The organism is Streptococcus sp. Marseille-Q0941, assembly GCF_943736975.1.
Classification (GTDB): Bacteria; Bacillota; Bacilli; order Lactobacillales; family Streptococcaceae; genus Streptococcus.
Window position 1 is genome coordinate 36,272 of the sequence record NZ_CALSFO010000009.1, and the last position, 20,909, is coordinate 57,180.

General features: G+C 42.2%; 18 protein-coding genes. 12 read left to right on the top strand and 6 right to left on the bottom strand.

The window, feature by feature from the left end:
- Positions 1-108: 108 nt before the first annotated feature.
- From adcR to NGI26_RS09070, 6 genes are all read left to right on the top strand, one after another.
- The gene (gene adcR, locus NGI26_RS09045; protein WP_251938870.1) at positions 109-549 is read left to right on the top strand and encodes a zinc-dependent transcriptional regulator AdcR; all 441 of its coding nucleotides are present in this window, start codon (positions 109-111) and stop codon (positions 547-549) included.
- A complete protein-coding gene (locus NGI26_RS09050; RefSeq protein WP_214262902.1) occupies positions 549-1,253 on the top strand; it encodes a metal ABC transporter ATP-binding protein in 705 nt (234 codons plus the stop codon). The genes adcR and NGI26_RS09050 overlap by 1 nt, the downstream gene beginning before the upstream one ends.
- Positions 1,246-2,052, top strand: coding sequence for a metal ABC transporter permease (locus NGI26_RS09055; RefSeq protein ID WP_251938872.1), 807 nt, complete (start codon positions 1,246-1,248; stop codon positions 2,050-2,052). The genes NGI26_RS09050 and NGI26_RS09055 overlap by 8 nt, the downstream gene beginning before the upstream one ends.
- Before the next feature lie 9 nt (positions 2,053-2,061).
- A complete protein-coding gene (locus tag NGI26_RS09060) occupies positions 2,062-3,564 on the top strand; it encodes a zinc ABC transporter substrate-binding protein AdcA (RefSeq protein WP_251938874.1) in 1,503 nt (500 codons plus the stop codon).
- Between the two features lie 132 nt (positions 3,565-3,696).
- On the top strand, positions 3,697-4,551 hold the full coding sequence (locus NGI26_RS09065) for a VOC family protein (protein ID WP_251938875.1): 855 nt from the start codon (positions 3,697-3,699) through the stop codon (positions 4,549-4,551).
- Between the two features lie 86 nt (positions 4,552-4,637).
- Entirely contained in the window at positions 4,638-4,895 is a 258-nt protein-coding gene (locus tag NGI26_RS09070; protein WP_251938877.1) for a metal-sensitive transcriptional regulator, read from the top strand.
- A 93-nt stretch (positions 4,896-4,988) separates the two neighbouring features.
- Here the strand turns inward: NGI26_RS09070 and NGI26_RS09075 are convergent, their stop codons facing one another.
- Genes NGI26_RS09075 through NGI26_RS09085 form a run of 3 tightly spaced genes read right to left on the bottom strand, consistent with a single transcriptional unit; the run spans position 4,989 to position 7,256 of the window.
- Positions 4,989-5,285 (bottom strand): rhodanese-like domain-containing protein, encoded by a 297-nt coding sequence (locus tag NGI26_RS09075; protein ID WP_251938879.1) that lies wholly within the window; start codon positions 5,283-5,285, stop codon positions 4,989-4,991.
- Positions 5,275-6,930, bottom strand: a complete 1,656-nt coding sequence (locus NGI26_RS09080; protein ID WP_251938881.1) for an FAD-dependent oxidoreductase — start codon at positions 6,928-6,930, stop codon at positions 5,275-5,277. The genes NGI26_RS09075 and NGI26_RS09080 overlap by 11 nt, the downstream gene beginning before the upstream one ends.
- A gap of 20 nt (positions 6,931-6,950) precedes the next feature.
- A complete protein-coding gene (locus NGI26_RS09085) occupies positions 6,951-7,256 on the bottom strand; it encodes a rhodanese-like domain-containing protein (RefSeq protein ID WP_251938883.1) in 306 nt (101 codons plus the stop codon).
- A gap of 583 nt (positions 7,257-7,839) precedes the next feature.
- On the opposite strand from NGI26_RS09085, the gene rpoB reads away from it, so the two are divergent.
- Both rpoB and rpoC read left to right on the top strand, forming a co-directional pair.
- Entirely contained in the window at positions 7,840-11,442 is a 3,603-nt protein-coding gene (rpoB, locus tag NGI26_RS09090; protein WP_251938885.1) for a DNA-directed RNA polymerase subunit beta, read from the top strand.
- Between the two features lie 32 nt (positions 11,443-11,474).
- On the top strand, positions 11,475-15,128 hold the full coding sequence (rpoC, locus tag NGI26_RS09095; protein WP_251938887.1) for a DNA-directed RNA polymerase subunit beta': 3,654 nt from the start codon (positions 11,475-11,477) through the stop codon (positions 15,126-15,128).
- A gap of 138 nt (positions 15,129-15,266) precedes the next feature.
- Here rpoC and NGI26_RS09100 read toward each other — a convergent pair whose 3' ends face one another.
- The 3 genes from NGI26_RS09100 to NGI26_RS09110 all read right to left on the bottom strand — a co-directional run bounded on the left by NGI26_RS09100 (position 15,267) and on the right by NGI26_RS09110 (position 16,669).
- Positions 15,267-15,470, bottom strand: coding sequence for a CsbD family protein (locus NGI26_RS09100; protein ID WP_000020982.1), 204 nt, complete (start codon positions 15,468-15,470; stop codon positions 15,267-15,269).
- 117 nt (positions 15,471-15,587) lie between these two features.
- A complete protein-coding gene (locus tag NGI26_RS09105; protein ID WP_502961309.1) occupies positions 15,588-16,217 on the bottom strand; it encodes a DUF421 domain-containing protein in 630 nt (209 codons plus the stop codon).
- On the bottom strand, positions 16,217-16,669 hold the full coding sequence (locus NGI26_RS09110) for a DUF3290 family protein (protein ID WP_251938889.1): 453 nt from the start codon (positions 16,667-16,669) through the stop codon (positions 16,217-16,219). The genes NGI26_RS09105 and NGI26_RS09110 overlap by 1 nt, the downstream gene beginning before the upstream one ends.
- Positions 16,670-16,857: 188 nt before the next feature.
- On the opposite strand from NGI26_RS09110, the gene NGI26_RS09115 reads away from it, so the two are divergent.
- The 4 genes from NGI26_RS09115 to NGI26_RS09130 all read left to right on the top strand — a co-directional run.
- A complete protein-coding gene (locus tag NGI26_RS09115) occupies positions 16,858-17,622 on the top strand; it encodes a nucleoside phosphorylase (RefSeq protein ID WP_251938891.1) in 765 nt (254 codons plus the stop codon).
- Positions 17,623-17,654: 32 nt separating this feature from the next.
- Positions 17,655-19,031 (top strand): TrkH family potassium uptake protein, encoded by a 1,377-nt coding sequence (locus NGI26_RS09120; RefSeq protein WP_251938893.1) that lies wholly within the window; start codon positions 17,655-17,657, stop codon positions 19,029-19,031.
- 13 nt (positions 19,032-19,044) lie between these two features.
- The gene (locus NGI26_RS09125; protein ID WP_251938895.1) at positions 19,045-19,710 is read left to right on the top strand and encodes a potassium channel family protein; all 666 of its coding nucleotides are present in this window, start codon (positions 19,045-19,047) and stop codon (positions 19,708-19,710) included.
- A 160-nt stretch (positions 19,711-19,870) separates the two neighbouring features.
- Positions 19,871-20,909 (top strand): PavB family fibronectin-binding SSURE repeat adhesin (locus NGI26_RS09130; RefSeq protein ID WP_251938897.1); only part of this gene is annotated, 1,039 nt, incomplete at its 3' end.

The window sequence follows — 20,909 nt, forward strand, 5'->3', positions numbered from 1 at the left end:
TCATCTTTTTTCTTGACTCTGTACTTGGATGTGATATACTTAACTAGTAAACGAATTAACTAAAAGTTCTGTAATAATGGAAAAACTGTTCGAAGGAAGGGGCAAATCATGAGACAATTAGCAACGGAAATTGATCATTTTTTAAATGAAGTAATCTTGAAAGCTGAAAATCAGCATGAAATTTTGATTGGCCATTGTACCAGTAACGTGGCCTTGACAAACACTCAGGAGCATATTCTTATGCTCTTATCAGAGGAATCATTGACCAATTCGGAGTTGGCTCGCCGCCTCAATGTCAGTCAAGCAGCTGTCACCAAGGCCATTAAGTCCTTGATTAAAGAGGGGATGCTGGAAACTTCTAAGGATCCTAAGGATGCTCGAGTGATCTTCTATCAATTGACAGACCTGGCTCGGCCAATCGCTGAGGAGCATCACCATCATCATGAACACACGCTCTTAGCCTATGAACAAGTAGCAAGTCAGTTTACTCCAAATGAACAAGAAGTCATCCAGCGGTTTTTAACTGCTTTAGTAGGAGAAATCAAGTAATGAGATACATCACAGTAGAGGATTTGTCCTTCTATTATGACAAGGAACCTGTGCTTGAGCATATCAATTACAGTGTTGATAGTGGGGAGTTTGTCACACTCACGGGAGAAAATGGAGCCGCTAAGACGACTCTTATCAAGGCCAGTCTGGGTATTTTGCAACCAAGATTTGGTAAAGTGACCATTTCAAAGACCAACACTCGTGGGACAAAATTAAGAATTGCCTACCTTCCTCAGCAGATTGCAAGTTTTAATGCAGGTTTTCCAAGTACCGTATATGAATTTGTCAAATCAGGTCGTTACCCGAGAAAGGGCTGGTTCCGTCGTTTAAATGCTCACGATGAGGAACATATCAAGGCTAGTTTAAACTCGGTTGGCATGTGGGAACATCGAGATAAACGCATTGGCTCCCTCTCTGGTGGGCAAAAGCAAAGAGCAGTCATTGCACGTATGTTCGCTTCGGATCCAGATATTTTTATCTTGGATGAGCCAACGACAGGGATGGATGCAGGGACCAAGAATGAATTTTATGAGCTCATGCACCATAGCGCCCACCATCATGGCAAGGCTGTTTTGATGATTACTCACGATCCTGAAGAAGTAAAAGACTACGCAGATCGCAATATTCACCTTGTCCGAGACCAAGATTCGCCATGGCGTTGCTTCAATGTCCATGAAAGTGACCAGGAGGTGGAGCATGCTTAATCTACTGTCTTATGATTTTATGCAGAGAGCCTTTTTGGCAGTTATTGCCATGAGTCTCTTTTCGCCAGTTCTTGGGACTTTTCTCATCTTGCGCCGTCAAAGTCTCATGAGTGATACTCTCAGCCACGTCTCGCTATCGGGTGTTGCCTTCGGTTTGGTTTTGGGGATTTCTCCGACCATCTCAACCATTGTGATTGTCTTGATAGCGGCGATCTTTCTTGAATATTTGCGTACAGTTTATAAAAGCTTTATGGAGATTGGGACAGCCATTCTCATGTCTACAGGACTTGCAGTTTCACTTATTGTGATGAGTAAGGGCAAGAGTTCTAGTTCTATGAGTCTGGATCAGTATCTTTTTGGTTCTATCGTGACCATTAGTCAAGAACAGGTCATTGGGCTCTTTGTCATTGCAGCGGTTGTTTTAATCCTGACCTTCCTCTTTTTAAGACCTATGTATATTCTAACTTTTGATGAGGATACAGCTTTTGTAGATGGTCTTCCAGTACGTACTATGTCAATTCTGTTTAACATGGTAACGGGTGTGGCTATTGCCCTCATGATTCCAGCTGCGGGTGCACTTTTGGTATCGACCATTATGGTTTTACCAGCTAGTATCGCTTTGCGTCTAGGGAAAAACTTTAGTTCTGTGATGATTCTTGCTAGCGCCATTGGTTTTCTGGGTATGGTTGCGGGACTCTATATTTCCTATTATGCAGAGACGCCACCGAGTGCAAGTATCACCATTATTTTTGTAGTTGTCTTTTTAGTAGTTAGCATACTCAAACGTTATATCAAATAGGAGAAGCACATGAAAAAACTAAGCCTACTTTTGGCAAGCCTTGTGACAGTGTTCTTAGTCGCTTGCTCTAATCAAAAACAAGCAGACGGAAAATTAAATATCGTCACAACTTTCTATCCTGTCTACGAATTTACCAAGCAAGTAGCAGGGGATACAGCCAATGTCGAACTCTTAATCGGGGCTGGAACAGAGCCACATGACTATGAACCATCGCCTAAGGCAGTTGCCAAAATCCAAGATGCTGATGCCTTTGTTTATGAAAATGAAAACATGGAAACTTGGGTTCCTAAGCTTTTAGAATCTCTAGATGCAAAAAAAGTAAAAACGATTAAAGCTACTGGAGATATGTTACTTCTTCCAGGAAGTGAAGAAGAGGAAGACCATGACCATGGTGAAGAAGGTCATCATCACGAGTATGACCCTCATGTATGGTTGTCTCCTGCGCGTGCAATCAAACTTGTAGAACATATCCGTGATAGTCTTTCAGCTGACTATCCAGATAAGAAGGCGACTTTTGAACAAAATGCAGCAGCCTATATCGAAAAACTGCAAGTCTTGGATAAGGCCTATACTGAAGGACTTTCTAATGCTAAGCAAAAGAGTTTTGTGACTCAACACGCAGCCTTTCGTTATCTAGCTCTAGACTACGGACTTACTCAAGTCTCTATCTCAGGACTTTCACCAGATGCTGAACCATCAGCAAGTCGTTTGGCAGAATTGACCGAATACATCAAGAAGAACAAGATTTCTTATATTTACTTTGAAGAAAATGCCTCACAAGCCCTAGCCAATACCCTCTCAAAAGAAACAGGTGTGAAGCTAGATGTATTAAATCCTCTTGAAAGTTTGACAGAAGAGGACATGAAAGCCGGCGAGAACTATATCTCTGTCATGGAGAAAAACCTCAAGGCACTCAAGCAGACAACGGATCAGGCAGGAGCAGCAATTGAACCAGAAAAAGCAGAGGAAACTAAAACCGTCCATAATGGCTACTTTGAGGATGCCGATGTTAAGGATCGTACCCTAAGTGATTATGCTGGCAATTGGCAGTCAGTCTATCCTTTCCTTGAAAATGGGACTCTGGACCAAGTATTTGACTACAAGGCTAAATTGACTGGCAAGATGACCAAGGATGATTACAAGGCCTACTATCAAAAAGGTTACCAAACAGATGTAAGCAAGATTAACATTACAGATAATACGATAGAATTCATCCAAGGAGACCAAAGTAAGAAATATACTTACAAGTATGTCGGCAAGAAAATCTTGACTTATCAGAAAGGAAATCGTGGAGTCCGTTATCTCTTTGAAGCAACAGATGCGGACGCTGGACAATTCAAGTATGTTCAGTTTAGCGACCACAATATCGCTCCGGTCAAGGCAGAGCATTTCCATATCTTCTTTGGAGGTACTAGCCAAGAAGCCCTCTTTGAAGAGATGGACAACTGGCCAACCTACTATCCAGATAACCTATCTGGTCAGGCAATTGCCCAAGAAATGTTGGCTCATTAAATCTAAAAAATCCTTCCCATATCGGGGAGGATTTTTCTTGTTTTTATCATCGCTAAGCATCTAGATTGACATTGTCAGATAAGCTTGTATAATAGTTGTAATAAAAAAAGTTACAACAAAGAGAGGTTTTCTATGGTTTACGAATATAATAGTCACATTCATTTGGTCGAGGTGACTTTAAATGTGAAGGACTTAGAAAGTCAGACAGCCTTTTATCATCAGCTGCTCGGCTTGGAGATAGTGAGTCAGTCGGAAGGAGAGGCGGTTTTGGGTGCTGGAGACAAAGCTCTTGTTAAACTGATCAAGACAGATGATACGAGTAATCCCAAACAGACTTACGGACTTTATCACATGGCTCTCCTTTTACCGAGTCGAGAAGATTTGGCAAATGTTTTTAAACACTTGTTAGACCTAAAGATTCCACTAGTAGGTGGAGCTGATCATGGCTATAGTGAAGCTATCTATCTAGAAGATTTAGAGGGCAATGGCATTGAGCTCTACAGAGACAAGCCTGTGACCGAGTGGGATATTCGTGAGGACGGGCGAATTATTGGGGTCACAGAAGAGCTGTCTGCCCAAGCTATCTATGAACTAGGTAAAGAACTGGATCCTTTTATCATTGCAAGTGGCACTCGCATGGGCCATGTTCATCTATCTGTTAAAAATAGCAGAGAAGCAAGTTCTTTCTATCAAGAGTCTTTAGGTCTTGAGGATAAATTCACGATTCCACATGCCAGTTGGATAGCATCAGGGGATTATCATCATCATTTGGCCGTTAATGAATGGGGAGGGAAAAACTTAGTTCCTCGTGAGCATGGAATGACAGGTCTTGCCTACTATGTGGTTGAAGTTGAGAATAAAGAATTTTTGGTAAATTTATTCTCGCAAGCACAGGAACAGCAAGGGCAGCTTCAATGGATTTCCTCTTCTGAATTCTCCATCATAGATAAAGATGGAATTGTTACGAGAGTCAGAGTGGGGAACTAGGAGACTTTATCTTTAAGATATGTGATACTTTTGACAAAGGTCTTTATTAAAGATATAATGTAGAAAAATCGTTTAAGGATAGAGATATGATAAAATCAAAGTACATTACACGCCTCAAACGCTCAGAAGGTCAATTGCGAGGTATCCAAAAAATGATGGAGGAAGAGCGTGATTGTGTCGATATCATTACTCAATTAACAGCAGTGCGATCCAGTGTTGATCGTATTATTGAACTGATGATAACGGAGAACTTAACAGCTTGTATTAACGACCCTTTAGATGATCCTCAAGCACAAAAGGAAAGATTGGAAAAAGCAGTTAAATACTTGATTAAACGCAAGTAATAAAAATAGACGTTTCTCCTAAATAGTGAACAAATTATTAAAAGAGCAGTTGGTTTTCTTGAAATTAGACCAATTGCTCTTTTTGAATGTTATTTATTCAACATCACCAGGCCAATGGTTCATGCCACCTTCTACATTGGTAACGGTGAGGCCTTGAGCGCTGAGAAATTGACAGGCAGAGGCAGAACGAACTCCACCTTGGCAGATGACATGGTATTCATGGTCAGGTTTGAGTTCTTTGTAGCCTTGCTCCAAGGTACTTAACGGAAGATTTTTGGCACCTGGTGCATGTCCTGCTTGGAATTCATGTACTTCACGGACATCGATAAGATCTAGATTTTCATTTTGATATTTTTCATAAAAGTCAGCCATGCTGATATTAGTTACCATATTCTACTCCTTCTGGATTAGCCATTTTGTATAGTGAATAAGCGCCGTCAAGATTTTGGACGGTAAATCCTGCTTGCTTGAGGATACGCTCTGCGATATAGCTGCGCAAACCACTGTGGCAGCTAACGATGTAGGCTTGGTTCTTATCTAGTTCATCCAAGCGTTCCCGTAGTTCGTTTAGGGGAATGTGGATGGTGTCGACTTTGAGTCGACCACTCTGAAATTCGCCACTTGTCCGCACATCAAGGAATTTCTTACCGGAGGCAAGTTCCTCTTCGAGCTGGTACCATTGAATATTGTCGCTGAGACCTTCGATAAGGTTCAAGGCTACGTAGCCTAGCATATTGACGGGATCCTTGGCAGAGCCAAATGGTGGCGCATAGGTGAACTCCAATTCTGGTAGGTCAAAGACGGTGAGATTTCCCTTTATAGCTGTTGCGAGGATGTCAATTCGCTTGTCAACTCCTTTAGCTCCGACTCCTTGGGCACCATAGATTTTGCCACTGGTTGGGTCAAAGAGGAGCTTCAAGGTCATATCAGTAGCACCTGGATAATAACCAGCGTGGTCTTTCCCACTGACATGAAGTGCCTTGTAAGGGAGTTGATTCATGCTAAGGATACGTTCGCTGAGACCAGTTGAAGCAGCTGTCATATCAAAGGCACGAACGATAGCAGTACCGATACTACCCTTGTTTTTGCGCTCCATTCCAGCAATTACATCGGCCACTTGGCGTCCCTGACGATTGGCAGGAGAAGCGAGAGAGATGAGAGCGTCTTGGCCTGTGATTTCTTGCTTGACGACGATGGCATCTCCAACTGCAAAAATATCTTTTTGACTGGTTTCGTAATGTTCATCGACCAAGATCCCACCACGAAGTCCCAGTTCAATCCCCGCAGCTTTGGCCAGTCCGTTTTCAGGTTCTACACCAACAGAAAGGATGGTGAGGTCAGAAGTGATTTTTTGACCGTTTTCGAGAACGATGATTTTTCCTTGGTCTTCAAATCGAGTCGTAGACTGAGAAGTGATAACACGGACGCCGTTTGCTAGTAATTCTGCTTGGACAAAGGCAGCCATTTCCTGATCTAATGGCGGCAAGACATGTGGAGCTTTTTCTACGATGGTTACATGTAATCCACGTTTAGCAAGATTTTCAGCCATTTCAAGACCGATAAAGCCTGCACCGATAACGACAGCTTCTTTTGGATGGTTGTCCAAGGCTACCATAATTTCATCGAGATCGGGAACATTGCGAAGCGTGTAGGTGTTCTTAACTTCTGCCAAGCCTTCAATGGTAGGGATAAATGGTTTAGCTCCCGGAGAGAGGATCAGCTTGTCATAGCTTTCTGTAAACTCTTGTCCATCATGCCGCACAGTCACATTGTGTTCTTCTGGCGAAATCTGGATGACCTCGTGAAATGGTCGCACATCCAGATTAAATCTTGCCCTGAGACTTTCAGGAGTTTGGACCAATAAACTATCACGGTTTGCAATTTCTCCTGAAACATAGTAAGGAAGTCCGCAGTTCGCAAAGGAAACAAAGGGACCTTTTTCAAAAATAGTGATTTCAGCGTCTTCCATGAGACGTCTGAGGCGGGTTGCTGCTGACATACCGCCTGCAACTCCTCCGACAATGATAATTTTCATTGACTTTCTCCTTTATACTTCTAGATGACCTTACCTGTCCAAGCGCTCATACCGCCTCGGACATTGATGACATCGTAGCCTTTTTTTTTGAGCTTTTTAGCAGCCATCTTGCTTCGAACACCAGAATGACAAATGACATAAAGTGTTTCTTTTGTCGCAGGTGTGTAAGATCCGATTTCCGTTAAAGGAACATTTTTTGCATTTTTGATATGGCCTCTACGGAATTCCGTGGGAGTCCGAACATCCAGTAACTGAATCGGTTCCTTGAGTTTAGCTTCTAATTCGCTGGTAGAAATACTATCAATTTTTGTAAATAAGTAAAACATAGGCACCTCCAAATATACCCTTATGGGGTATATTAAACCACTAAGCAAGGCTTTTGTCAAGCAAGTTGAATCGATTTGCATTGCATTGTCTCTTTTTCAGTAAATCGTTTTATCTTTTTCGCTATATCAGATGCCACTTACAAACTTACAAACTAAAGAGAGAATTTTTTGTTGATTGGTAGGTTAATTAATAGAATCTGTCCTATTTATTCAACGACAACCATTTTCATAGAAAACTACCTTTTCTGAAAACTGACAAACCTCTATACTAAAGCAAGAAAAATCCAAGCAAAGCCCTTGAAAAATCGGAGAAAATCAGGTATAATATGAGTAATCATTTGTCGTAGGTTTTGTCTGAAATATTGTCCAGACAAGGCTCACAGCAGTTAAATCTCCTGAAAAAAGTCGGATTTAACTGCTCTTTTTGTGCTTTTTTTCGGTATTTTTTGCATCTGTAACAGACATTTAAAGATTCTGAAAATTAGTCAAGGGGGATAAGTTGATAGGGGTTTTAGAACCATTTAACGATAATTATTAGCTTAGAATACTAAGCTTGGAATTTTATTTACAAAGGAGAATCATCTTGGCAGGACATGACGTTCAATACGGGAAACATCGGACCCGTCGTAGTTTTTCAAGAATTAAAGAAGTTCTTGACTTACCAAATTTGATTGAAATTCAAACGGATTCATTCAAAGATTTCCTAGACCATGGTCTGAAGGAAGTGTTTGAAGATGTATTGCCAATTTCAAACTTCACAGAAACAATGGAGTTGGAGTTTGTTGGCTATGAAATCAAAGAACCAAAATATACGCTTGAAGAAGCTCGTATCCATGATGCTAGTTATTCAGCACCAATCTTTGTAACTTTCCGCTTGATTAATAAAGAGACTGGTGAAATCAAAACTCAAGAAGTTTTCTTTGGGGATTTCCCAATTATGACTGAGATGGGAACTTTCATCATCAACGGTGGTGAACGTATTATCGTATCACAGTTGGTGCGTTCACCAGGTGTTTACTTTAATGACAAGGTAGACAAAAACGGAAAAGTGGGCTACGGTTCGACTGTTATCCCTAACCGTGGAGCTTGGTTGGAACTTGAAAGCGACTCAAAAGACATCGCCTATACTCGTATCGACCGTACTCGTAAAATTCCATTTACGACCTTGGTTCGTGCACTTGGTTTCTCAGGCGATGACGAAATCTTTGATATCTTTGGGGACAGCGAGTTAGTTCGCAACACTGTTGAAAAAGATATCCATAAAAACCCAATGGACTCTCGTACAGACGAAGCTTTGAAAGAAATTTATGAGCGTCTTCGTCCAGGTGAACCAAAAACTGCTGAGAGTTCACGTACCTTGCTCGTAGCTCGTTTCTTCGACCCACGTCGTTATGACTTGGCAGCCGTTGGACGCTACAAGATTAACAAGAAACTCAATATCAAGACTCGCTTGCTCAACCAAACAATCGCTGAACCATTGGTAGATCCTGAAACTGGTGAAATTTTAGTTGAAAAGGGTACTGTCATGACTCGTGATGTCATCGAGAGTATCGAAAGTCACTTGGATGGCGATTTGAACAAGATTGTTTACACTCCAAATGACTCGGCAGTATTGACAGAACCAGTCGTGCTTCAGAAATTCAAGGTTGTAGCACCAACTGATCCAGATCGTGTTGTCACTATCATTGGTAATGCAAATCCTGATGATAAGGTTCGTACAATCACTCCAGCAGATATCCTTGCTGAAATGAGCTACTTCCTTAACTTGGCTGAAGGTATCGGTCGCGTCGATGATATCGACCACCTCGGAAACCGTCGTATCCGTGCCGTTGGTGAATTGCTTGCCAACCAAGTACGTCTTGGACTTTCACGTATGGAACGTAATGTTCGTGAACGTATGTCTGTTCAAGATAACGAAGTATTAACACCTCAACAAATCATTAACATCCGTCCAGTAACTGCGGCTATCAAAGAATTCTTTGGCTCTTCACAATTATCGCAGTTCATGGACCAACACAACCCGCTTTCTGAGTTGTCTCACAAACGTCGTTTGTCAGCCTTAGGGCCTGGTGGTTTGACACGTGACCGTGCCGGATATGAAGTTCGTGACGTGCACTACACTCACTATGGTCGTATGTGTCCAATCGAAACACCTGAAGGACCAAACATCGGTTTGATCAATAACTTGTCTTCATACGGACACCTCAACAAGTATGGTTTCATTCAAACACCATACCGTAAGGTTGACCGAGCAACTGGTAAAGTAACCAACGAAATCGTTTGGTTGACTGCCGATGAAGAAGATGAATACACAGTTGCTCAAGCTAACTCTAAATTGAACGAAGATGGCACTTTTGCAGAAAAAGTTGTCATGGGTCGTCACCAAGGGGTTAACCAAGAATATCCAGCATCTAGTGTAGACTACATGGACGTTTCTCCTAAACAGGTAGTCGCTGTTGCGACAGCATGTATTCCGTTCTTGGAAAACGATGACTCCAACCGTGCCCTCATGGGTGCCAACATGCAACGTCAGGCTGTTCCATTGATCGATCCTAAAGCGCCTTTCGTTGGTACTGGTATGGAATACCAAGCAGCCCATGATTCAGGAGCTGCAGTTATTGCACAACATGGTGGTAAGGTTACCTATGCGGATGCGGACAAGGTAGAAGTTCGTCGTGAAGATGGTTCCCTTGATGTTTACCACATTCAAAAATTCCGTCGTTCAAACTCAGGTACTGCCTATAACCAACGTACCCTTGTTCGAGTTGGCGATGTCATCGAAAAAGGCGACTTTATCGCCGATGGACCTTCTATGGAAAAAGGTGAAATGGCGCTTGGGCAAAACCCAATCGTTGCCTATATGACATGGGAAGGTTACAACTTCGAGGATGCCGTTATCATGAGCGAACGCTTGGTGAAAGACGATGTTTACACATCTGTCCACCTTGAAGAATACGAATCAGAAACACGTGATACAAAGCTTGGACCTGAAGAAATCACTCGTGAAATTCCAAACGTTGGTGAAGACGCTCTTAAAGACCTTGACGAAATGGGTATCATCCGTATCGGTGCTGAGGTTAAAGAAGGAGATATCCTTGTAGGTAAAGTAACACCTAAGGGTGAAAAAGATCTTTCTGCTGAAGAACGTCTCTTGCACGCTATCTTTGGTGACAAGTCTCGTGAAGTTCGTGACACTTCTCTTCGTGTGCCACACGGTGCCGACGGTGTCGTTCGTGATGTTAAGATCTTTACACGTGCAAATGGAGATGAGTTGCAATCAGGTGTTAACATGCTAGTTCGTGTCTACATCGCTCAAAAACGTAAGATCAAGGTCGGAGATAAGATGGCCGGACGTCACGGAAACAAAGGGGTTGTCTCTCGTATCGTTCCTGTAGAAGATATGCCTTACCTTCCAGATGGAACTCCAGTCGATATTATGTTGAACCCACTTGGGGTACCATCACGTATGAATATCGGTCAGGTTATGGAACTTCACCTTGGTATGGCAGCCCGTACTCTTGGTATCCACATCGCAACACCAGTCTTTGACGGAGCAAGTTCGGAAGACCTTTGGGAAACTGTCAAAGAAGCAGGTATGGATAGCGATGCTAAGACGATTCTATACGATGGTCGTACTGGTGAACCATTTGACAACCGTGTGTCAGTTGGTGTCATGTACATGATCAAGCTCCACCACATGGTTGATGATAAATTGCACGCGCGTTCAGTCGGACCGTACTCAACTGTTACTCAACAACCACTCGGAGGTAAAGCTCAGTTTGGTGGACAACGTTTCGGTGAGATGGAAGTTTGGGCTCTTGAAGCCTACGGCGCGTCAAATGTCCTTCAAGAAATCTTGACTTACAAGTCTGATGATATCAACGGACGTTTGAAAGCTTATGAAGCTATTACTAAAGGAAAACCAATTCCAAAACCAGGTGTTCCAGAATCCTTCCGAGTTCTTGTGAAAGAATTGCAATCTCTTGGTCTTGACATGCGTGTCCTTGACGAAGATGATCAAGAAGTGGAACTTCGTGATCTTGATGAAGGAATGGACGAAGATGTCATCCACGTAGATGACCTTGAAAAAGCCCGTGAAAGAGCAGCTCAAGAGGCGAAAGCAGCCTTTGAAGCTGAAGAAAATGCAAAAGCGGAAGTAACAGAAGAAGCTGCTGAACAAGAATAAGCAGTTCACTTATAATAGAAAGGGAAGAAATAGTGGTTGATGTAAATCGTTTTAAAAGTATGCAAATCACACTAGCTTCTCCAAGCAAAGTCCGTTCATGGTCTTATGGAGAAGTCAAAAAACCTGAAACAATCAATTACCGTACGTTGAAACCAGAACGTGAAGGACTCTTTGACGAAGTCATCTTTGGTCCTACAAAAGACTGGGAATGTGCTTGTGGGAAATACAAACGCATTCGTTACAGAGGGATTGTTTGTGACCGTTGTGGTGTTGAAGTAACGCGTACAAAAGTTCGTCGTGAACGTATGGGACACATCGAGTTGAAAGCTCCTGTATCTCATATCTGGTATTTCAAGGGAATTCCAAGCCGTATGGGCTTGACCCTTGATATGAGCCCTCGTGCCCTCGAGGAAGTTATCTACTTTGCTGCTTATGTGGTGATTGATCCAAAAGATACACCACTTGAGCACAAATCTATCATGACAGAGCGTGAATACCGTGAACGCTTGCGTGAATATGGTCATGGTTCATTCGTTGCCAAAATGGGTGCCGAAGCTATCCAAGACCTTTTGAAACAAGTAGATCTTGAAAAAGAAATTGCTGAACTCAAAGAAGAGTTAAAAACAGCTACTGGACAAAAACGTGTGAAAGCTATCCGTCGTTTGGATGTTTTGGATGCTTTCCACAAGTCTGGAAACAAGCCTGAATGGATGATTCTCAACATCCTTCCAGTTATTCCACCAGATCTTCGTCCAATGTTGCAGTTGGATGGTGGTCGTTTTGCCTCATCTGACTTGAACGACCTTTACCGTCGTGTGATCAACCGTAACAACCGTTTGGCTCGTTTGCTTGAGTTGAATGCACCAGGTATCATCGTTCAAAATGAGAAGCGTATGCTTCAAGAAGCGGTTGACGCTTTGATTGACAATGGTCGTCGTGGTCGTCCGATTACAGGACCAGGTAGCCGTCCCCTTAAATCATTGAGCCACATGCTCAAAGGTAAACAAGGACGCTTCCGTCAAAACTTGCTCGGTAAACGTGTTGACTTCTCAGGACGTTCTGTTATCGCCGTTGGTCCAACTCTTAAGATGTATCAATGTGGTGTGCCACGTGAAATGGCGATCGAGCTCTTTAAACCATTCGTCATGCGTGAAATCGTAGCTCGCGATATCGTGCAAAACGTTAAAGCGGCTAAACGCTTGGTGGAACGTGGAGATGAGCGTATCTGGGATATCCTCGAAGAAGTTATTAAAGAACACCCAGTGCTTTTGAACCGAGCACCTACCCTTCACCGTTTGGGGATCCAAGCCTTTGAGCCGGTCTTGATTGATGGTAAGGCCCTTCGCTTGCACCCGCTTGTCTGTGAAGCCTACAATGCCGACTTTGACGGTGACCAAATGGCCATCCACGTACCACTTTCAGAAGAAGCTCAAGCAGAAGCTCGTATCTTGATGTTGGCTGCTGAGCATATCTTGAACCCTAAAGATGGTAAACCAGTTGTTACTCCATCTCAGGACATGGTTTTGGGTAACTACTACTTAACTATGGAAGAAGCTGGTCGTGAAGGTGAAGGAATGGTCTTCAAGGATCGTGACGAAGCTGTTATGGCTTACCGCAATGGTTATGTTCACCTCCACTCACGTGTTGGTATCGCAACAGATAGCCTCAACAAGCCTTGGACAGAAGATCAAAAACACAAAATCTTGCTTACAACTGTAGGTAAAATCCTCTTCAACGATATCATGCCAGAAGGACTACCTTACTTGCAAGAGCCAACAAACGCTAACTTGACAGAAGGTGTTCCTGCTAAGTACTTCTTGCCACTAGGTGGAAACATCAAGGAAGCTATTGATAAACTTGAACTCAACCCACCATTCAAGAAGAAGAACCTTGGAAATATCATCGCTGAAATCTTCAAACGTTTCCGTACGACAGAAACATCTGCCCTACTTGACCGTATGAAGAACCTCGGTTACCACCACTCAACTCTTGCAGGTTTGACAGTGGGTATCGCCGATATTCCGGTCGTTGAAGACAAGGCTGAAATCATCGAAGAATCACACAAACGTGTAGAACAAATCACCAAACAATTCCGTCGTGGTATGATTACGGACGATGAACGCTACAATGCTGTTACAGCTGAATGGCGTGCTGCCCGTGAAAAACTCGAGAAACGTTTGGTTGCCAACCAAGATCCTAAGAACCCTATCGTTATGATGATGGACTCTGGAGCTCGTGGTAACATCTCAAACTTCTCACAGCTTGCCGGTATGCGTGGTCTGATGGCTGCTCCGAACGGACGTATCATGGAATTGCCAATCCTTTCAAACTTCCGCGAAGGTTTGTCAGTACTTGAAATGTTCTTCTCAACTCACGGTGCTCGTAAAGGTATGACCGATACGGCCCTTAAGACAGCCGACTCAGGTTACTTGACTCGTCGTTTGGTTGACGTGGCTCAAGACGTTATCATCCGTGAGGACGACTGTGGAACAGACCGTGGTCTCTTGATCCGTTCTATCGCAGAAGGAAAAGAAATGATCGAGTCTCTCGAAGAACGTCTCAATGGTCGTTACACTAAGAAAACTGTTAAACATCCAGAAACTGGTGCAGTGATCATTGGTCCAAATGAGTTGATTACAGAAGACAAGGCGCGTGAAATTGTCAATGCTGGTGTGGAAGAAGTCACTATCCGTTCCGTATTTACATGTAACACTCGTCATGGTGTCTGCCGTCACTGTTACGGTATTAACTTGGCGACTGGTGATGCGGTTGAAGTTGGTGAAGCAGTTGGTACTATCGCTGCCCAATCTATCGGGGAACCTGGTACACAGCTTACCATGCGTACCTTCCACACGGGTGGGGTTGCATCAAATACCGATATCACTCAGGGTCTTCCTCGTGTCCAAGAGATCTTTGAAGCCCGCAATCCGAAAGGGGAAGCGGTTATCACTGAAGTCAAGGGTGAGGTTACAGCTATCGAAGAAGATGCTTCAACTCGTACCAAGAAAGTCTTCGTTAAGGGTGAAACTGGAGAAGGCGAATACGTGGTGCCATTTACAGCTCGTATGCGTGTCCAAGTTGGAGACCAAGTCTCTCGTGGTGCAGCATTGACAGAAGGTTCTATCCAACCAAAACGTCTCCTTGCTGTACGTGATGTCTTGTCAGTTGAAACATATCTCCTTGGTGAAGTACAAAAAGTTTACCGTAGCCAAGGGGTAGAAATCGGTGACAAACACATCGAGGTGATGGTTCGTCAAATGATCCGTAAAGTTCGTGTCATGGATCCAGGTGACACAGACCTCCTCATGGGTACCCTCATGGATATCAACGACTTTACAGATGCTAACAAAGATGTTCTTATCGCAGGTGGAGTTCCAGCGACAGGTCGCCCAGTTCTTATGGGAATCACCAAAGCCTCACTTGAAACAAACAGTTTCTTGTCAGCAGCTTCCTTCCAGGAAACAACTCGTGTCCTTACAGATGCGGCCATCCGTGGTAAGAAAGACCATCTCCTTGGACTCAAGGAAAATGTTATCATCGGTAAGATCATCCCAGCAGGTACTGGTATGGCTCGCTACCGTAACCTTGAACCACAAGCAGTCAATGAAGAAGTATACATTGATCGGTCTCAAGAAGACGAAGAAACAAATCTTGTTGTAGAGGCACAAGTCGAAGTAAACGAATAGAATATTTTACTTGAAATGAAAAAGAGGGGCATCCCCTCTTTTTCTGGGTAAAAGTATTGCATAAAATCGCACAAAAAAGCACCCTTATTCCAATGCTTTTCTAAGCTTGTGGAATAAGAGTGCTTATTGTATAGGAAATTATTCTCCGTCTTTTTTAAAGATGTTTTTGACGCCAGATACTGCACCTTCGACAGCTTCTTTAGCATCTTCGGCAACTTCTTTAGCTTTTGAAGCTACTTTTTCTGCAGCACCTTCTGCTTGAGTTTTTGTATCGCCAGTTAGTTTACCAAAACCTTCTTTAACAGAACCTTTAGCTTGGTTGAATTTTTCTTCGATTGACATAGGGGTTACCTCCGTTGTTTTATTGTATTATCTAAACTAAATCAGATATTAATTTAAGTATATACTCTTTATTGTTGAAAAGCAAAAAACTGATACGAAAAGCATCAGTTTGTTTTTTTAATAAGTTACAACATTCAATTGGCCCTTATCATATTCAGCGATAAAGATATTAGAGACTTCTTCGAAACCTTCTTGTTTTAACTCCTCCATTAACCACTCTTCGGTTTTGCCAATGGTTTCTAGGATTTCAACTTGGACAACGCCGTCTGTAATGACTGGATACTTAGGATTCTCGTCACCCATTCTTACGACAATAAGCTGTCCGTTTTGCTCAATCACAGCTCTCTTGACTTCCTTCAATTGGAAAATTCCTTGGGCTCGCAATTTAAGAGCTACATCTGCAGCTGCAAGACCTTTTGAGCGACAAACTTCTGGGTCTAATTTTCCGTTTTTAATGATAATCGTAGGTTTTCCGTCAATCAGATGTTTGATGAAGGAAACATTGGTGTTCAGCCATTTGAGGAGTAAAATGAGAATAGTCCAAATAATGAGGATAACAATGTATTGGATGATGGTAATCGAACTATTGTAGATGACCCCACCGATAATACCCCCAAGCACAAAGTTTTGCACTTGGTCTGTTGCAGAACTAGGAGCTAGATTTCCTTTACCAGTCACATTAATAACAAACACTAAAGAAACAAGGCCTAAAGCCAACTTAATTGCAATCGTGATAAAAAAGTCCATTATTTTTCAACCTCCACGAGTTCAACATCTGATTTATACAGTTCCATTTTCTCTAATAAATAGCTATCTTGGTCAGTTCCGCTAATCGCACGATAAAAATTGTCGCCAACCTTAATAATAGCTCCATCAGTTATAGCTGAAGTATTGACATAAACATCTTTTTTATCAACACCTAACTCTTTTGATACAATCTCGATAAAGTGTAAGGAACTACGAAATTGATTATCGCTAGATTGACTGGTTTGGAAATTCGTAATGCTAATCAATACAAAAGCAATTAAAGTCAAAATAGAAATAATCGATAATTCACGGAACTTACTTCCTCTCTTATCTTTAAAAGCCTTAAATGCAAAAATTCCAGTCACAATCACTAAGAACGCCGACACAATAATCATGGCCCAATTCTGTTGACTGATCTGGCTTAGAACATAGTCATATGAATAGAATTTCATAAGAACCTCCACTTTTTTAATTCAATCTATTATAAACTAATTCCTAAGCCATAGCAATTTTATGATTAGGAAAAAACATTTAATGGTTGTTTCCTATTTAAAACAAATTTTTCTCATTTGACTTAGGCTCCCGCCTTGACTTTGGTTTTGCTTTTGTTATAATAGTACAAATTTAGAGGAGATAGTCTATGATTCAAAAACACGCCATTCCCATTTTAGAGTTTGATGATAATCCTCAAGCAGTGATTATGTCAAATCACGAAGGCTTGGATTTACAGTTACCAAAGAAGTGCGTTTATGCATTTTTGGAAGAAGAGATTGACCTCTATGCGAGGGAAGTAGGAGCCAAGTGCGCCGGCGAATTCGTTTCTGCCACCAAGACCTATCCAGTATATGTCATGAGCTATAAGGGTGAGGAAGTGTGCCTAGCCCAAGCTCCTGTCGGTTCTGCCCCAGCAGCCCAGTTTATGGATTGGTTGATTAGCTATGGTGCGGAGAAAATCATTTCCACAGGTACTTGTGGAGTATTAACGGATATAGAAGAAAATGCCTTTCTGGTTCCAGTTCGAGCGCTGCGTGATGAAGGAGCCAGCTACCATTATGCGCCACCTTCTCGTTATATGGATGTTCATGTAGAAGCTATTTCTGCTATCGAACAAGTCTTGGAACAACTAGGCATTCCTTATGAAGAGGTTATGACTTGGTCGACAGATGGCTTTTATCGAGAAACAGCTGAAAAAGTTGCCTATCGTAAGGAAGAAGGTTGTGCAGTTGTAGAGATGGAGTGTTCCGCTCTTGCAGCAGTTGCCCAGCTTCGAGGAGTCGTTTGGGGACAACTTCTATTTACAGCGGACTCTTTGGCGGATTTAGAAAATTATGATAGCCGCGATTGGGGCGCAGAAGCTTTTGACAAGGCCTTAGAACTCTGTCTTGAAATTGTTAGTCATATGTGATTGCTTTAACGGTTTTATGGTACAATGTAGCTATGTTATTCAAATCATTTTCGAAAAAAATAAATACGACCTTGGGGCGTTTATCATCTGCCCGTCGCATTTTTTTAAGTTTTGCATTGGTTATTTTCGTAGGCTCTCTCCTTTTGAGTCTGCCATTTGTGCAAGCAACAAGCTCCCAAGCGACCTATTTTGACCATCTATTTACAGCGGTATCCATGGTCTGTGTGACAGGGCTTTTTACTCAACCAGTAGCTGCAACATATAACATCTGGGGTCAGTTAATCTGTATGTGTTTGATCCAGATTGGTGGTTTGGGTCTCATGACCTTTATCGGGGTCTTTTATATTCAAAGTAAGCAAAAGCTAAGTCTTCGTAGCCGTGAAACAATTCTAGAGAGTTTTAGTTATGGAGAGACTCAGTCTTTAAAGGTTTTCATACGCTCCATTTTCTTGACGACTTTTCTCATTGAAGGACTAGGAGCTTTCCTCTTAAGTTTTCGTTTTATTCCTGAATTTGGTTGGGGTCGAGGAATCTTTACCTCTATCTTCGTAGCTGTCTCAGCTTTTTGTAATGCTGGTTTTGATAATTTTGGAAGTACAAGCTTAGTAGCTTTTCAAACGGACCCTTTGATCAATCTAGTCATTGCTGCTTTGATCATCACAGGTGGTCTAGGATTTATGGTTTGGTTTGACCTGGCTACACGGTTGAGCAAGAAAAAACGTCGCCTTCGCTTCCATACCAAGTTGGTTCTTTTCTTGACAGCTGGGATTTTATTTACTGGAACAATTTCAACTCTCTTGATAGAGTGGAACAATCCTGGAACGATTGGCAATCTCAGCATCCCTGATAAATTGCTCGTCAGCTTTTTCCAAACAGTTAGCATGAGAACGGCAGGCTTTGCTTCTATTGATTATACTCAAGCTAGACCTGTTACACTACTGATCTATATTTTACAAATGTTTCTTGGTGGGGCTCCTGGCGGAACTGCAGGGGGACTTAAAATCACAACCTTCTTTGTCTTATTGGTCTTTGCACGCAGTGAGCTTTTAGGGTTGCCTCATGCGAATGTGGATCGAAGAACGATCGAACCTCGAACAGTCCAAAAATCTTTCAGTGTTTTCATCATCTTTTTGATAACATTTTTATCGGGCTTGATCTTAATAGGAATAACAGCCGAGGGGAATCCGCGCTTTATCTACATCATGTTCGAGACGATTTCAGCGCTTGCCACGGTTGGAGTGACTGCCAATCTGACACCAGAGCTGGGCAAATTAGCTCTTAGCATTGTCATGCTACTGATGTTTATCGGACGAATTGGGCCACTGACGCTATTAGTTAGTTTGGCTGAGTACCAACCAGATAAGAAAGATATGATCCACTATATGAAAGCAGATATTACGATAGGATAAGAAAGGATAAACTATGTCAGATCGGACAATTGGAATTTTAGGTTTGGGTATTTTTGGGAGTAGTGTACTTACCGCTCTCGCTCAGCATGATATAAATATTATCGCCATTGACGACCATGAGGAACGAATCAATCAGTTCGAACCAGTCTTGGTACGTGGAGTTGTTGGAGATATTACCGATGAAGAGCTCTTGCTCTCAGCAGGAATTGATACCTGTGATACAGTTGTGGTGGCAACTGGGGAAAATTTAGAATCGAGTGTGCTTGCAGTCATGCATTGCAAAAGTCTGGGAGTGCCGACAGTTATTGCCAAGGTTAAAAGTCATACAGCAAAAAAAGTTCTTGAAAAAATAGGCGCAGACTCAGTCATTTCACCAGAGTATGAGATGGGTCGCTCGTTAGCGCAGACTATTCTATTTAATAACAGCGTAGATGTCTTCCAGTTGGACAAGAATGTCTCGATTGTCGAGATGAAAATTCCACGGTCGTGGGCAGACAAGAGCCTAAGTCAACTAGACCTTCGAGGACGATACAATCTCAATATCCTTGGCTTTCGTGACTACGAAAATGCTCCCTTGGATGTTCAATTTAGACCAAATGACCTTTTAAAAGCCGATACCTACATCATGGCGGTGATCAATAACCAATATTTGGATACCTTGGCTGAATTAAGTGACTAAAAAGAGAACTAGCTTCTCTTTTTTCTTTTTTTGTAGAGGAATATGTTCGATATAAGTAATTTATAAGAAGGATTTAAGAAAAATTTTAACTTTTTCTTAATCCTTTTTAATTTTAGGAGATTATACTTAAATCATCAAAAACATATCAAAGGAGAATCCTATGAAATTCAATCCAAATCAGAGATATACTCGCTGGTCTATTCGCCGTCTCAGTGTCGGTGTAGCCTCAGTTGTTGTGGCTAGTGGCTTCTTTGTCCTAGCTGGTCAACCAGCTTCAGTTCGTGCAGATCAAGTGAAACCTACTGCAATACCAGTTGTCCAAAATGAGAAAGACATGCCTAAAGAAGTCAAGGAAACTAGTGAGATGCCAGAAAAAGCTACGGAGCTTCCTATGGACTCTAAGAAAGAAGTAGTAACTACAGAAGCGCCTACTAAAGAAGAAATGCCTGTAGAAACAAAAACTACTGAGCCTGAAACTGCTAAGAAAATGGAAGAAACTACCAAAACTGAAGTAGCTGAAATGCCTAAAGCAGGAGCAGAAACTCCTGAAATGACTCCGGTACCTAAGGGAGAAAGTCCAGCTGCTAAGGAAGAAATGGCAACTAGTACTGACCAAGTCAAAAAAGCAGTAACTGATAACATTAAAGACAGCACAGATGTTCCAGCTAGCTATCTTGAAAAAGCAAATGTTCCTGGCCCATTCTTGGCAGGTGTTAACCAAGTAATTCCTTACGAAGCTTTTGGTGGTGACGGTATGTTAACTCGTCTCTTGCTCAAAGCAGCCGACAAGGCTCCATGGTCAGACAACGGAACAGCAGGAAATGCAGCAATTCTTCCACTTGAAGGTTTGGCAAAAGGTCAATATTTCTACGAAGTAGATTTGAACGGCAACACAAGAGGCAAAGAAGGTCAAGCTCTTCTCGACCAACTTCGTGCTAACGGCACACAAACCTACCAAGCAACCGTTAAAGTCTACGGTGCTAAAGATGGCAAACCAGATTTGACAAATGTTGTAGCGACACGCATGATTGACGTGAACTTGAATGGCACAGTTTCTACTGACCAAGTTAAGAAAGCAGTAACTGATAACATTAAAGACAGCACAGATGTTCCAGCTAGCTATCTTGAAAAAGCAAATGTTCCTGGCCCATTCTTGGCAGGTGTTAACCAAGTAATTCCTTACGAAGCTTTTGGTGGTG